At 42.4% G+C, this 13,526-nt stretch carries 15 protein-coding genes and 1 tRNA gene; 4 read left to right on the forward strand and 12 right to left on the reverse strand.

Going from position 1 to position 13,526, the window contains the following annotated elements; genetic code table 11:
• Nucleotides 1-13: 13 nt before the first annotated feature.
• The 4 genes from flgC to EXT48_RS11280 form a co-directional block, all read right to left on the reverse strand.
• The gene (gene flgC, locus EXT48_RS11265; RefSeq protein WP_010369286.1) at nucleotides 14-445 is read right to left on the reverse strand and encodes a flagellar basal body rod protein FlgC; all 432 of its coding nucleotides are present in this window, start codon (nucleotides 443-445) and stop codon (nucleotides 14-16) included.
• A 2-nt stretch (nucleotides 446-447) separates the two neighbouring features.
• Nucleotides 448-858, reverse strand: a complete 411-nt coding sequence (gene flgB / locus EXT48_RS11270) for a flagellar basal body rod protein FlgB (RefSeq protein WP_017218088.1) — start codon at nucleotides 856-858, stop codon at nucleotides 448-450.
• A gap of 280 nt (nucleotides 859-1,138) precedes the next feature.
• Entirely contained in the window at nucleotides 1,139-1,972 is an 834-nt protein-coding gene (locus EXT48_RS11275; RefSeq protein ID WP_010369291.1) for a protein-glutamate O-methyltransferase CheR, read from the reverse strand.
• A gap of 15 nt (nucleotides 1,973-1,987) precedes the next feature.
• Nucleotides 1,988-2,920 carry a chemotaxis protein CheV gene (locus EXT48_RS11280; RefSeq protein ID WP_010606301.1) on the reverse strand — a complete coding sequence of 311 codons (933 nt, stop codon included), beginning with the start codon at nucleotides 2,918-2,920 and terminating at the stop codon, nucleotides 1,988-1,990.
• A 140-nt stretch (nucleotides 2,921-3,060) separates the two neighbouring features.
• Between EXT48_RS11280 and flgA the strand changes: the two genes are divergently transcribed.
• The 3 genes from flgA (at nucleotide 3,061) to flgN (ending at nucleotide 4,585) form a co-directional block, all read left to right on the forward strand.
• Nucleotides 3,061-3,768: a flagellar basal body P-ring formation chaperone FlgA gene (gene flgA / locus EXT48_RS11285; RefSeq protein ID WP_130164502.1), complete on the forward strand. Its 708-nt coding sequence runs from the start codon at nucleotides 3,061-3,063 to the stop codon at nucleotides 3,766-3,768.
• A gap of 72 nt (nucleotides 3,769-3,840) precedes the next feature.
• Nucleotides 3,841-4,164 carry a flagellar biosynthesis anti-sigma factor FlgM gene (gene flgM / locus EXT48_RS11290; protein WP_010369298.1) on the forward strand — a complete coding sequence of 108 codons (324 nt, stop codon included), beginning with the start codon at nucleotides 3,841-3,843 and terminating at the stop codon, nucleotides 4,162-4,164.
• Nucleotides 4,157-4,585, forward strand: coding sequence for a flagellar protein FlgN (flgN, locus tag EXT48_RS11295; RefSeq protein WP_045961738.1), 429 nt, complete (start codon nucleotides 4,157-4,159; stop codon nucleotides 4,583-4,585). The genes flgM and flgN overlap by 8 nt, the downstream gene beginning before the upstream one ends.
• A 74-nt stretch (nucleotides 4,586-4,659) precedes the next feature.
• Here the strand turns inward: flgN and EXT48_RS11300 are convergent, their stop codons facing one another.
• Nucleotides 4,660-5,136, reverse strand: a complete 477-nt coding sequence (locus EXT48_RS11300; protein ID WP_039492591.1) for an LPP20 family lipoprotein — start codon at nucleotides 5,134-5,136, stop codon at nucleotides 4,660-4,662.
• 205 nt (nucleotides 5,137-5,341) lie between these two features.
• On the opposite strand from EXT48_RS11300, the gene EXT48_RS11305 reads away from it, so the two are divergent.
• The gene (locus EXT48_RS11305; protein ID WP_130164503.1) at nucleotides 5,342-6,538 is read left to right on the forward strand and encodes a flagellar assembly protein T N-terminal domain-containing protein; all 1,197 of its coding nucleotides are present in this window, start codon (nucleotides 5,342-5,344) and stop codon (nucleotides 6,536-6,538) included.
• 110 nt (nucleotides 6,539-6,648) lie between these two features.
• Here the strand turns inward: EXT48_RS11305 and EXT48_RS11310 are convergent.
• The 7 genes from EXT48_RS11310 to EXT48_RS11340 form a co-directional block, all read right to left on the reverse strand.
• A tRNA-Arg gene (locus EXT48_RS11310) sits at nucleotides 6,649-6,723 on the reverse strand.
• Between the two features lie 332 nt (nucleotides 6,724-7,055).
• Entirely contained in the window at nucleotides 7,056-7,697 is a 642-nt protein-coding gene (locus tag EXT48_RS11315) for a FlgO family outer membrane protein (RefSeq protein WP_240703376.1), read from the reverse strand.
• A 10-nt stretch (nucleotides 7,698-7,707) separates the two neighbouring features.
• Entirely contained in the window at nucleotides 7,708-8,361 is a 654-nt protein-coding gene (locus EXT48_RS11320; RefSeq protein ID WP_017218092.1) for a FlgO family outer membrane protein, read from the reverse strand.
• A gap of 14 nt (nucleotides 8,362-8,375) precedes the next feature.
• Nucleotides 8,376-8,957, reverse strand: coding sequence for a FlgO family outer membrane protein (locus EXT48_RS11325; RefSeq protein WP_010369312.1), 582 nt, complete (start codon nucleotides 8,955-8,957; stop codon nucleotides 8,376-8,378).
• Nucleotides 8,958-9,011: 54 nt separating this feature from the next.
• Nucleotides 9,012-9,617, reverse strand: coding sequence for an SPOR domain-containing protein (locus EXT48_RS11330; protein ID WP_130164504.1), 606 nt, complete (start codon nucleotides 9,615-9,617; stop codon nucleotides 9,012-9,014).
• Nucleotides 9,604-12,546, reverse strand: coding sequence for a hypothetical protein (locus EXT48_RS11335; RefSeq protein ID WP_240703377.1), 2,943 nt, complete (start codon nucleotides 12,544-12,546; stop codon nucleotides 9,604-9,606). Before EXT48_RS11335 ends, EXT48_RS11330 begins: the two co-directional genes overlap by 14 nt.
• 19 nt (nucleotides 12,547-12,565) lie before the next feature.
• On the reverse strand, nucleotides 12,566-13,348 hold the full coding sequence (locus EXT48_RS11340) for a molecular chaperone (protein WP_188249491.1): 783 nt from the start codon (nucleotides 13,346-13,348) through the stop codon (nucleotides 12,566-12,568).
• Between the last annotated feature and the right edge of the window lie 178 nt (nucleotides 13,349-13,526).

Below are 13,526 nucleotides of genomic sequence, written 5' to 3' on the forward strand. Positions count from 1 at the left end.
TGTTACTCCCAATTTAGCGCTGGCCTAGTTGCAATGTTTTACTAAGCATTTGCTTTGCAGCGTCTGCAACTTGAACATTGGTTTGGTAAGAGCGAGAAGCAGAAATCATGTTTGCCATCTCCTCTACCACATTCACATTCGGTTTATAAATGTAGCCATTTGCGTCAGCACTTGGGTGGTTTGGGTTGTACTCAACTTGAAGCGGCTTGTCGCTTTCAACCACACCTAAGACTTTTACTCCAACTGAAGATCCCGCAACATTGTTCTGGGAAGCTGCAGCTTTGGAAAGTTCAGCGGCAAATACAGGGTGTCTAGCGCGATACACAGTATCCTGACTAGAGCTCACTGAGTTTGCGTTTGAGATATTACTTGCGGTGGTATTAAGTCGCACATTCTGTGCGCTCATTCCTGAACCCGCAATATCGAAAACGTTATATAGACTCATTGTTATGCCCCTTGCCCGCCGAGTGCCTTTTTAAGGCTACTGAACTTACCACCAAGAAATTGCAAACTGGCTTGGTACTCTAATGCATTCTGTACATACAAGTTTCGTTCCACTTGTATATCAACTGAGTTACCATCACCTGTATCTGCTTGATTTGGCGAACGATATAGCTCAGATGAATTACTCATTTTGGTACCACCAGTGAGGTGTTTTGCATCTGTTCTAACCATATCATTGCCGCTTCTTTGCATTGTCTTTGCCGCTTTTAAAGCACTAGCAAAGTCAATATCTTTAGCTTTGTATCCTGGAGTGTCTGCGTTTGCGATATTGCTTGCTAGAATTTCAGCGCGCTGTGAGCGCAGCAGCATCGTATGCTGATGTATACCCAACGCTTTATCGAAACTAATTGCCATTATCTGACTCCAAAAAATTGACTCAGGTATGATAAAGCAATCTTTAGGCCAGTTTTAAAACAAGATTTATTCATTAAATTTCAATGTGTTACATTGTGTTTTTGGAATAATTAAACTTGAGCCAATATTGAGGAGTGAAATAAATAAGAGGAAGCGTCTGAAGAGTCAGCGGTTGAACTTAGAAAATCCAAGGTTAATTAGTGTAGACACTGGAACTGCGACTGAGTACAAATATTCAATACCTAATTATAGCGAACGTCCCTGCCGCTATATGTGAATATTAAGTCTTTTTCTGATAGATAATACCAGGATTACAACGGATCATATTAAAGTCGTCACTTAAACCCGCCATCGATTCTGACGCACCTAAAAACAAATAACCATTAGGATTTAACGACTGAGCAAATTGCGAAATGATTTTGGCTTTCACTTCCGGTGAAAAGTATATCAGGACGTTACGGCAGAAAATTACATCAAACTTACCCATCAATGCATAAGAATCTAGCAGGTTTAAATGTCTAAAACTGACCATTTTACGGATCGGTTCAACAACCTTAGCCATTCCATTGCCACTATCCATAAAGAACTTCTTTCTACGCTCAGGCGACAACCCTCGCGCCAACGCTAGCGCGTCATATTCAGCATTCTTACACATATCCAGCATGGTGTTAGAAATGTCTGTACCGACGATCTGCACCCCCATTTTCAGCGCGCCAGGGCTTTTACTCACATACTCACTCGCAGACATCGCGATTGAATATGGCTCTTGTCCTGATGAACTTGCCGCCGACCAAATCTTAACTGGACGTCTTAAGTCTTTAAACTCTGGTAAGATTTTCGATTTAATTAGCTCGAACGGATAAGTATCCCTAAACCAAAGCGTTTCATTCGTTGTCATCGCGTCCACCACAGCGGCACGCAATTGCCGCTCATGGGGACTGAGTGTTTTAGCTACTAAGGACGAAAGTGTTTCCACACCAAAGCGAGCCATCAGAGGAGCGAGTCGGCTTTTGACCAAGTACAATTTATTGTCACCCAGTACAATACCGCACTGTTGCTCCAAAAAGGTTCTAAATTGATCGTACTCTTTTTGCTCTAAATGCTTATTTTCCAAGTGCTACCACCAGCTTTAATCACAATGAACCCATTTTTTAACCGCTGAAGCTAATTCATCTGGGTTAAACTTAGCAATAAAATCATCAGCGCCAACTTTCTCAATCATGGCCTGATTAAATACACCACTCAGTGAAGTATGGAGTATCACATGCAATGGCGCTAATTTTGGATCAGCTTTTATTTCAGCCGTTAGCGTATAACCATCCATTTCCGGCATTTCAACGTCAGAAATTAATAGCCCTACTCGCTCAGTGACATTATTTTGACAGTCCATTTCCGCAATTTCACGAAGCCTGATAAGTGCTTCTTTGCCGTTCTTCGCAAGTTCAGTCTGAACACCTAATGGCTCCAATGCGCGTTTGACCTGATTACGAGCAACTGCGGAGTCATCAGCGATAAAGACAATACGTTCGCCTAAATCTTTTTGCATTTCACCATCAGATACAATGTCAGCACTGACTTCTGTGTTGATTGGGCAAATTTCATTGAGGATCTTTTCTACGTCTAATATTTCAACTAGCTCGTTTTCAATTTCTGTAACCGCTGTCAAATAGGAATAACGACCAGCCCCAGATGGCGGGGGCATTATTTTTTCCCAGTTCATATTCACAATGCGTTCTACCGCACTGACTAGAAAACCTTGAACTGAACGGTTGTATTCTGCAATCACAATAAAACAGTTACGAATATCTTGAATAGGAGGTCCACCTACCGCAAGTGACATATCAATTACGGATATAGTTTGGCCTCGAATATGAGCAACCCCTCGGATAAGCGGGTTTGACTTGGGCATGCTTGTCAATGCTGGACATTGAAGCACTTCTCGGACTTTGAAAACATTAATGCCGAAGCGCTGTCGACCTTGAAGTCGAAAAAGTAATAGCTCGAGACGGTTTTGTCCAACCAGCTGTGTACGTTGGTTAACCGAGTCTAAAATACCTGCCATTTCAATCTCCTACTGTATAAACCGCTAATCGGAACGATCTTTGCTTCGACTCTGATATGGTTTACCACCCTTGATTAGGTGCAGTTATTAAAGCAGAATCTTTATACCTTGTTTCACCCCATAAGCATAGTCGAAACATCATGAGTTTGTTAAAAAAAACCCATTACATTCAGTTTTTTTGTTTGTTCGCTTATTTTATAGGCGTTGACTATGGTTATTGTCAGCAATATGACAACAAAACTTTAGAACAAAACGCAATAGAATTTGTTGAACCGAATGTAGAGCAAGATCCCGATAGTCAGCTGTCACTGACTGCTATACCACTTGATTCAAGAATTCCAGCACGGGATTGTCAATCGCCATTACAATATAGTACAGCGATGGCTCCACCTTTTGATACTCAAGTGACAGTTCAAATTAGATGCAACGATACCCTCAGCTGGACTCAATACGTCCACGTACGTATCGATCACCTCTTCCCCATATTAGTTAGTGCAACCATGTTAGAAAAAGGCCGTATTATTCAAGATGAAGATGTAAAAATAGAGTATCAGCCAAAACGTTTTCGCAGAGTTTCTTATATAGAAGATAAGTCAATACTAATAGGCAGTCGCAGCAAACGTAATATAAGGGAGGGCCAAGCCTTTACCCAAGCCCATATTTGCATGGTCTGCAAAGGCGATACTGTGACGATTATTGCTAAATCAGGTGGACTCGTGATCAAAACTCAAGGAGAAGCACAGCAAGATGGCAACCGTGGTGAACTTATTAATATTAAAAACTCTCGCTCTGGCAAAACCTTACGTGCTAGAGTAATAGAAGTGGAAACAGTAGAGGTGAATTTATAAAAAATTTGCTAAAGTAATACTACTAAACGCCGATAACAAGGCTGAGAGTATAATTTTATTGGGTCTACAATCATGGTTAATCAAGTTAACGGTCAGAATCAGTCTACATCCGTTGCTAATAATGTTAAGCAACAGAAAGCTGAATTGCAAAGAAATGATGCCAATAGCGCATCAGTTAAATCACCAGCTACACCGAAAGCAGCGGCGGATTCAGTCAGTCTGACTCCACAAGCGCAACAGCTGAAAACAGTCAACGAAAAAGCGCAGCAATCATCAGGCTTTGACGACAAGAAAGTCGAAGAACTGAAAAAAGCGATAGCAGAAGGCAAGTATCAAGTTGACGCGGAAAAACTCGCCAAAAACATAGCTGCATTTGAGTTCGAAATATATGGATGATTTGGTTCGGCTTTGCCACCACAAACTTTCAGAACAAATCTCGACGCTAGAAGCGATGACCCAGCTTCTAGCGCGTGAGCTTGACGAGCTTGCGTCCCGACGTGGCGACAATTTAAAAGAAATCGCTCGTGAAAAGCTAACTCTCATTTCAAAACTGCAAAAGCTCGACAATGAATTGTCAAAAACTGAGTCTCACGTCTTTGAACACAATGAAGTAGCCCCGCTCGTCGCTAAAGTGCGAGCATTACTCAGTGAGTGCCAAACCAAAAATGAAATCAATGCTAAAACGGCTCATCAGGCCAATGTAAGCACACGTGAACTAAAAGGGATCTTAATTGGCGCACCAACTTCGATTACATATGGTCAGGATGGTAGTGTGAAAAGTAGCGACAGTGAGTTAGTACGTAATCTAAAGGCGTAGCCACGCCAGCCATATTTTAGTTTTGAAGAACAACCGAAGTGAAGCGCATTAAGTAAGCAACATGCGATGGGTGCTTACTTAAAGCTGTAAGATATCTTCTTAATTTTCTGCGGCTTGACTTGAGTAATATACAAATCATAAACGCGTTTCATATCAAGCTCTAATTCCGTAGCGTAAGTATCACCAACAGCGTAACTTTTCAGCACCTTAGCTCCTCGTACGAGTCCATTTACTTGGCTCTTAAGGCCGTCGTTTTGGGCAATAGCACCTTTTACCGTAATAGTGGATGTCAAATTCTGGCCATAGAGTTGCTCAGCCAATTCTCGATAGGCTTCTAATTTTGAGACTTTAATGGCCATCAGCTGCTTCTCACCCGCAGTTTTACCCGGCTGAGCACTCAAAGGCGCGTACCCCACTGCCCGTAAAACAGGAAAGGTTTCCGGTTGCACCGTTTCATATTCAATGTGCTTGTCAACGAGGCTTGAACAGCCACTGAGTCCCGCTAGCGAACAAACCATAACAACTGCACTGATAGAATTAGTGATACGCATTTCACCACACTCCGCTACAATAAATACCAATCAAAATTTAACACTTCCCCAGCATCGTGGTCTCGCAAGGGTTGTTGTGGTTTCATCGAGTATTGGCAATAAATAAAAATTAACTTTCATGATCTATGATTATGCACGAACCTTGCCAAAATTTGGCACAGGTATTGCTGAGTTAAAGAGTAGTTTTTGATCTGGGCATTTAAACATGAAAAAGCAATTCACGATCAGTCTATCACTGTTGTGCATCACCTTAACTAATCCAGCTTATGCCGAATGGTTTGAAGTGACCGGCATGGCTGACGTTAAAAATGGCGATCATCAAAAAGCCAAAAGAAAGGCCGTAAACGACGCCATCACACAAGCATTGCTGTTTTCTGGTGCTTCTGTGAGTAGTGTACAAACCGTCACCGATGGTGTGCTCACCCAAGATCAACTTAAGATCCGCTCAAATGCCGAAATCCAAAGCGCCAACGTGATTGCTGAAGCAAAAGTCGGTGATTCATGGCAAGTAACATTGCATATCGATATTACCCCACAAAGTACTCAGTGCCCAACCAGTGCTTACAATAAACAGGTTGCAGTCACACAAAGCCAGCTAAAAAATAAACATCAAGCAACTTTAGGTCAAATTTTTGACATAAATAAAGCCGTGAGCGAGCGCCTATATCAAACAATGACTGAACAAAAGTCGAGCATAGAACCCGTTCCCTATTTTGCACAGACCATAGATGTTAGCCGCTTTTTCAGTCAACGTTTTGATTATAATGAGCAGCTAATCGAGACCATTACAGCAAATACCAACAGCCAATTTGTACTACTGAGTCAAATTACTGATATTGCTAGTGTCGATAAACTTAATAGTGACCTCGCATTTTGGCAAAGCGATAAATACTTAAGAAGCTTCAAGGTAGACTTTGCGCTGTTTGATGCACTTTCTCATGAAAGGGTGTGGCAAAAACAATATGCCACTCAAGGCGTATGGCCGTTTAAGAAAACCAGATTAATCGATGTGTACAGTGAGCGCTTTTGGCAGACAGATTATGCTGATGAGATCCAAACCACGCTGACACAAATCGCAACTGATTTAAACGCAGCGGTCGCCTGCTTACCAACCAATGGCAAAATCCTACATATCGATGATGAACAAGTCGTTATTAATTTAGGCCGTATGCATGGCTTAGAGAATGGCCAGATCCTTAACGTAGCGCATAGTAATCCGCTAACTAATGTCGATGGTAAAGTGTTTATGCATCAAATTAAAACCATCAATAAACTGCAAGTGATCCAAGTGAATGCGCAAAACGCCATTGCAGTAAATATCAGCAATCGCCCACTTCACAATGTGCAAATTAATGATTTGGTTGAAATTCAAATAGAAAATGAAAATGAGTTTGAACTGTAAGTGCTGAGCCTTCCTTTAGCAAAAGGCAAGATTTTCGATGACTTTACACCCTTTGCATCATGCTTCCATCACCCATTTACTTTGGTCATTCCACGCAGAAATGATACCAATGGCGTCCCCAGTAGGAATCGAACCTACATCTAAGCCTTAGGAGGGCCTTGTTTTATCCATTAAACTATGGGGACAATCTCTAAAGTCAGATAACAATCGCCTTTTTTGACCTTCACTAGCGGGATCTGCGGAACTTAATACCAATGAAAGTCGAGAATTGTTGATTCTCTGTTGTACTGCATCTCAGTGACTTCGCTTTAGTATACTGATCTTAATGAACTTTTAAAGATTAATAGTCAATTTATTCGCGGTAATAAATGAGCTGGTTCAGTAGGTGAATACGCAGCAGTAAAGACCCACTACTGCACTATCAGTTACTTCGCTTGAGGTGTGAATAAGAAGTAGGATAGTTCTTCGTTTAATAAAACCTAAATGGTATTTCTTTCAAAAAACGCTATTTGAAGTACTACCTTGAAGCGGTCGCCTGATCATCAAGGATAAAATACGGGATGGTCACCACCGTGCTTGCGATCACTAAGTTAGTGTTAAACTCTAACAATCTTGCATTTACCTCCACGCCTCGTGGACGATAAACCATAGTGCCTGTGAGCAAATGACTGGGCGATTGCGTGTTTTTCAAGCGGCTTGCGTTACGCGAAAAAGTCAAATCACCACTGGATGTCACTTCAATTTTCCCTAATGCTTTAAAGTCTAATGCTTGATAACCCAGCTTTTGCATTTGATGCATTAAAGACTCAGCCAATTGGTTTCCTAGCTGGTTTGTATCCCTTAATGATTCATTAAAGTTGACAAAACTGGCTACCGCTATCGACTCAGGCTTTTGCCCTAAAACAGTATCTGACAGTTCCAACGCAATTTGATTGGCGTAGTTAGCAATTTCTTTGCGATGCCGATAGCTAATGAAGCCAATATCTTGCGATACCACGGCGTGTGAATCTTCATTGCGCTCTTGCTCTTCCATCATGGCATATAATATTTCCATATCGGATTGCTGAGTTTCTGTAGATTCAGGAGCAGTCTGTTTTGTCATTTCGCAGCCACCGAGTAATGCAAGTGTCGTCGCGAATAGCACTACATTTTTCATCATCGCCTCCGAATTAGTTCGCACGCTCTATACGAATGCCATCGTATGCCGCACCATCTTGTAGGGCGTTAACTACGTTTTGCGGTAAAAAGCCTTGAGCAGAACCCACGACACTTTTACTTCTAAGCCCAACCACTCTGGCATTAACCATAACTCCACCCTGATGATTCACCAAAGTACCACCTAGCACGTACAAAAAAGGATGGTCGTCAGATAGCTCTAAAAAGTCACGGCTAAAAATAAAATCGCCTTCAGGTGTCACCCGGATATAGTCTGTTGTTTTAAAGTCCACAACAGGGATCCCAAACGCATGAAGCTCATGGATAAAGCTTTCAGCCAACTGATTACCCAGCAAGGAGCCTTTATCAAATTCTTTATCTAAAAATACAAAGCTTGTCACTGCTACCGGTGTTTTCTCATTCACGTGTTTCAAGTTTGCAACCATGTCTTGCATAATAGACTGGACATAGTGAGTGACATTTTTACCAGCCATTTGCTGAGAAACAGAAAATTGCTTCATACCGTTTGGATTACTTTGATACATCGAAGATTTCTCAAAGCCATTACGCACGGGCTCAGCCTGAGCATTATCCACCGCAAAAAAGTTACTCTGAGCACAGCCAACCATCAATGAAAGCGGCAAAACCAAACTTAATACTTTTTTCATTACTTTCATCTCCACTAATATTGGCTTCGTATAATCTGACCGTCACGATTTGTGACACGCTCCGTACCCCACATCACAGCTTTAGGAATGCTGATTGATGCGGCTGAGACGGCTCGATTATGTAAGGTATCAACCAGCCTCGCATTGACCAAATAGGTATCTCGACTTTCTACGATTGTCCCAACCACCACGAGGTCAATTTTCTGGCGCTGATTTAGCACATTCAATTCTCGACTTAACATACTATCGGCAGAACTTTGTAAAGATAAAGCGTTTCTGAGTCGATATTCCACGACATCTGCCCCCATTTGACTTAAATGGGTCATGAGGGATTCTTGCAAGGCCACGCTCAAGCCTGAACCTTGCCCAGCAACGGTATCATCCAGCTGATTAGCCTTAAAAAAACTCGTCACAGCAAGCGTTGAATTCGGCTTGAACGGCCGTACATACTGCCCAAGTTCCGCGGCTAACTGAGCGCCAAACCCATCTAAGTCAGGTAAGATTTCTTGCTGCTGGGTCGCTTCTCTTTTGCCAACCTGTTGGCTGTTTGTACACCCCGCCAACAACATAATCACTATGAGTGCTAGATATTTCATTTCACCAAGCCCACGATAAACTTATTGGTTAAAATGCAAAATACGCACCAAGTTTTAAAGTCGATGACTGGTGTAATGGCTAACCAAACAGCTTAAACCTGCACGCTTAAGCTGCTGGCAACCTTTGTATGCAGAGGCCTTATCTGCAAACGCACCTAATTTGAGCCGATAATATTTCGTATTTTGAATATCTATTTGCTCGATATTCACTTCGCTTGTTGCAAAGTCTTGCGGTAACTTATCCTTGAGTTGCTCGTAGGTTTGCCTAAGCTTGGTATATTCCGTTGTAGAGGCCAATTGAATTGCAAATTCAGCCATCTCTACAGGCTGTTCTTGTTTCTCGGTAGGCTTTGTTTTTTGCTCTATCACTTGCTCGGGTTGCTCTGCTAAAAGCTCGGCATCCTTTTGCTTTGCAAGCGAATTTGATAGTTGTATCGCAATAACATCTAAATCTTCCTGCACTTCTTCAAACTTAGCAACCTGCTGTTTTAGCGCTCTGAGCTGCTCTACTTCTTGTTGTAAGGTGCTTACCTGCTGTTCCAGTAAAGATAACTGCTTCTTCATTTGTAATGAGTCAAGTTGACTCTTGCTCGCAGTTGCTTGGCAACCACTTAACGCAACGAAACTGAGTATAATGAGATGCCACTTAATTGATTGCATTGTTTTCTCTTTCATAAATAGTTAAGGCTTCCACCGTGCAAGAAACTTTGAAGGGAAATAGATTTTGGCAAATATTTGCCGCATTTTGTGTGGCGTCATCTCTTAATATAAGTAAATAAGTGGCGTCGCCTTCTTTTTGCGCATACCCAAAACCACCGCTTAATAACGCGGGATAACGCTTAGCCAAAATCGCCGCATACACTTTTAATATCGTTAATGTCTTGAAGCGTCCAACTACAGCAAACTCTTGCGTGGTTGCGCGCTGTCGTTGTAATTCGTGATTTACATCAAGCAGCAAGTCTCCCTCTGCACTTAACTCCACTTCTATCTGTTGAGTACTAGCTACCGCGAGCCTTTTCGCATCACTTATCGCTGTACGGTAAGTCCCTGGCTTCAAACTAGTAAATACATAGTAGCCGTCATATGCTGTCTGAGTGCGAGCGACTTCGTTACCCGTTTCATCAAGTAAACTCACGGTGGTGAACCCTGCAGGTCGGCGCTCAGTACCCTCATTGATTTCAACAATACCTTCAACTTCCGACGAGTTTACAAATGGTATTTCAACATATTCAATATGACCGGGTCTTGGAGTGAATGAAAAGCCATCGTTAGCGGGAATTAAAAAGGGTTCGGGGATCGTTTCTTTGTCAACAATAATATCTGTTCGTTTGTAATTAACCATTGCGGGTAATAGAGCCACACCGTCATCGTCAGTTTTACCTTGTGCAAAGTTTTGTAATGCTTTTATAGTTACCCCCTTCAGCGGTAACTCCCCATCGTCAAGATAGCCGTTATTATTTTGGTCGATAAAAGCACGAACCATCAAAGAGCCAAACTGCGACAAGCGTTTGCCAGTTAAAAAAACCTGATCTACGGTTTCGCCCGCTCCAATACTTACTTGTCCAGAGAGGCCTATTTGCCAATTATCATCAATATCGTATTGCAAGTCTGTTAACAACCTAAACTTATCATGGTTCCAGCTCAATCCAAGTTCGGTTTTATAGTAATCCGCAGCAAAGTCTTTGTATAAGGTAATGCCAAGATCAAGCTCCGGACTTAGCTCTTTGCTCAACTCTAGCTCTGCGGCTGTAATTTCATTAGAAGGTTTTATGTCATACCAAGTAGTAAAACGACTATATATCCCAAAAATCCTTCGCTGCCAGCGCAAGTAGCCACTCATATCGCTGGCTTGATTTGCCTGCTCTTGCCACACAAATTGGTTACTGAAAGTGCCCCAATAATTACCCGTACTAAACAGTAGCGACGCTTGCTCGGTGGTGTCTATATTAGCTCTATTAAGCTGAAAGTATTCAGCACGATAGTAAATCTTAGCGGCATCAAAAAGAGACCAATCTCCCGCCGCCGTTAATTTTATCTCGGTCGCATTTTCATCCCGTTCTAAATCTTCCTTTAGCTCAACTTTAGCACCTACCTGCTGGCCAAATAGACGGGTTCGAGTATTTGCAGAGAGACGCTGGTTCAATTCGCTCTTACTATAGTCAACATCCAGTAATAGTCGTTTATTAATATTGGTGTTAAACCCTGTAGAAAAGTACTGTTCTGAGGCGCTATTTTTCACACCTTGACGATGCTGAAAACCTGCATACACCGCAAAGTCTGTCGTAAGACCGTAGTCAAAGCGGCCATTTACTTGCCAGCTTGACTTCCCTGATGCTGCGGTCTTGTCGCCCAGTATACTTTTGCCCGTCTCAGTAATTGATACGGCAAAAAAGCCTTCATCTTCGTTTGTGGTGCTCTGTTCAACATAATAGGTCTGCACTTCTTTTGATACTTGACCTTGGCCTCCATACATCACTAGTTCAAAGGTATTTTCGCCAAATAGTAAATCAATATTTTCAAACTCATAGCGCCCAGATTGGACATTATTTTCTTGCCCTATTAGCAATCCATTTCGATAAAGTTCTACGTCCCACCCTACCTGAACTGGACCTGAGATGACAATGCGCTGACGGTTCGTACGCCTATCTAGCGGCGCGTTACTGAAGCTCACTCCTCGCCCTTCTTCATTTAGCGCATCGACTCCAACTTGAATACTCTGGACATCACCGAGCGATACCTTGGTAAAATTCCCAAACGGTAAAACATCGGCCTTTTTAGAAGCACGGTTGAGGGATAATCGTGAGCGATTAATCACATCACCCTCTCTACCAGCAATAAAATACTGAGCTTGCCAATAGGCGATGTCTTGCGAACCAATAAGGGAATAAGACGTCTGGCTAATGTCTTCAGTCAGCTGTGCATTTATCTGAGCATCCAGCACTGGCTTACCGATACTTTGATAAGGACTTGGTCGCCACGGTAATGTTGCGCTAGCATTGCGGTCAAAACTGACAACCTCTCTTCCTAATCGCTGTTGCTGTGCTTCTATTGGCAGAATTTGCCTACTTTTAACCGTAAGAGATAAATCCTGTATATCGGTAAACAGGCTCACATCGAATAAGGTCGCAACGATATAATCGGCGAGAAATACCTCACCATTGATAACTTGAACGTCCTTATCACTCAATTGCGTTCGCTGGCCTTTGCTCTCAACTAAATGCGCTTTGGCATTAAGACTAAAGGTGTTTTCAGGAGTGAAGAACCAGCCATCAAAAGTTCCTGATACATCTTCTGATACCACAAACCCCAAAGCTGAAAACAAGCTCAAGAGTTCCACATTGACGCCTTGTTCCGACGTCACCGCGATCACTTCACCTAAATATAAATTTCCTTTATAGGCGGATAAAAACAGTTCCGTACCAACATCAACCCGAGAGACCACCCGCTCACTTTGCTGTATCGCAAGTTTTGCTTTCACTCGTTCAACCCGTTCTAATAGCTGTTGCAAAGTATCAACCTGCGATGCCATAGCTGGTTGATAGCATAGCATGCCTATTAGTAACGCGCGCCAAATAACGTGGGCTCTCATTACGTTCGCTTACCCTAAACTACAAAGATACCGAATCATCTACAAAGGTGCGGTCAGTGTACTCATCATCACCCACATACTTGATTAAGACCTTGCCTGATGGCCCGAGCTTGATTGCAGGGTCTATCGAGAATTCTACACTCCTTTGATTAAGCTCTGGATATACGGCAAACTTATTTAATACTCCGATCCGCACTGGTTTAACGTCATTTTTCCCCTGCCAATAAGCGGATAATTCGCCAAAGCTACTATATTTCCCAGTTCGATTAAGTAGTACCGTAATTGCCTGACGACCATTTTTTGCGTTGCTTACAATGACATCCTCAAGCTGAACTTGCGGGTTCGCATCACCAACTCGTAGCATCACCGGAATGCTATAACTCATCAGCACGTCAATATTGATACCTTCTTGCAGCTTGCCTTTATTATTCGGCAGCTCCCTAAAGAGCAAATGTGAGCGATACTCTCCTTGTTCCATATTCGCCTTTCTGCGCACAGCCAGCTTTATTACCTGACGCTCACCAGGCCCCAGTGTTACTTGCCTAGGTGAAATACGGATGAAATGGCTTGCAGCCATAGGGTTCATTTTTTGCTCGGCAAAGTTGGCATAACCACCTTCTTTAAGTGCTAGCTTCTCTTGAAATTCAAGTCGATAAGATTTGGTCACATCACCATTATTAATGATTGTAACCCTCTCAATTCTCTGACGCTCTTCGAAAGCAACCCGTGTTGGGGTGATCATCAGATTGGCGCTTACTTTACAGCAACAAAACAAAAGCAGCGTTAATATTAATTTATTCATAATTTAGGGCCTGTTTATCTTTCAAGTTTGTTTTTGCAGCAGTTTGATTGCCATTTATACAAGGCAGAGCCTGCGTAGCATAGTTATTCTATGTGAGTCAGGCGATAACACAGTAGAAATGCCAATCAAGCACTGCCCTTTGGGTTCCCCTGAGTGCGCTTTGTTCATTGTTGCTCAA

It is taken from the genome of Pseudoalteromonas sp. CO348, from assembly GCF_004208845.1.
Taxonomy (GTDB): Bacteria; Pseudomonadota; Gammaproteobacteria; order Enterobacterales; family Alteromonadaceae; genus Pseudoalteromonas; species Pseudoalteromonas maricaloris.

What these genes read in the sequence shown, in the direction of transcription:
- EXT48_RS11320 (WP_017218092.1), bottom strand. Translation starts at nt 8,361, where the DNA reads ATGAAAAAAGTATTAAGTTTGGTTTTGCCGCTTTCATTGATGGTTGGC.
- EXT48_RS11280 (WP_010606301.1), bottom strand. Translation starts at nt 2,920, where the DNA reads ATGGCAGGTATTTTAGACTCGGTTAACCAACGTACACAGCTGGTTGGA.
- EXT48_RS11330 (WP_130164504.1), bottom strand. Translation starts at nt 9,617, where the DNA reads ATGCAATCAATTAAGTGGCATCTCATTATACTCAGTTTCGTTGCGTTA.
- EXT48_RS11305 (WP_130164503.1), top strand. Translation starts at nt 5,342, where the DNA reads ATGAAAAAGCAATTCACGATCAGTCTATCACTGTTGTGCATCACCTTA.
- EXT48_RS11335 (WP_240703377.1), bottom strand. Translation starts at nt 12,546, where the DNA reads ATGAGAGCCCACGTTATTTGGCGCGCGTTACTAATAGGCATGCTATGC.
- flgB (WP_017218088.1), bottom strand. Translation starts at nt 858, where the DNA reads ATGGCAATTAGTTTCGATAAAGCGTTGGGTATACATCAGCATACGATG.
- EXT48_RS11340 (WP_188249491.1), bottom strand. Translation starts at nt 13,348, where the DNA reads ATGAATAAATTAATATTAACGCTGCTTTTGTTTTGTTGCTGTAAAGTA.
- flgA (WP_130164502.1), top strand. Translation starts at nt 3,061, where the DNA reads ATGAGTTTGTTAAAAAAAACCCATTACATTCAGTTTTTTTGTTTGTTC.
- flgC (WP_010369286.1), bottom strand. Translation starts at nt 445, where the DNA reads ATGAGTCTATATAACGTTTTCGATATTGCGGGTTCAGGAATGAGCGCA.
- EXT48_RS11300 (WP_039492591.1), bottom strand. Translation starts at nt 5,136, where the DNA reads ATGCGTATCACTAATTCTATCAGTGCAGTTGTTATGGTTTGTTCGCTA.
- flgN (WP_045961738.1), top strand. Translation starts at nt 4,157, where the DNA reads ATGGATGATTTGGTTCGGCTTTGCCACCACAAACTTTCAGAACAAATC.
- EXT48_RS11325 (WP_010369312.1), bottom strand. Translation starts at nt 8,957, where the DNA reads ATGAAATATCTAGCACTCATAGTGATTATGTTGTTGGCGGGGTGTACA.
- EXT48_RS11315 (WP_240703376.1), bottom strand. Translation starts at nt 7,697, where the DNA reads ATGATGAAAAATGTAGTGCTATTCGCGACGACACTTGCATTACTCGGT.
- flgM (WP_010369298.1), top strand. Translation starts at nt 3,841, where the DNA reads ATGGTTAATCAAGTTAACGGTCAGAATCAGTCTACATCCGTTGCTAAT.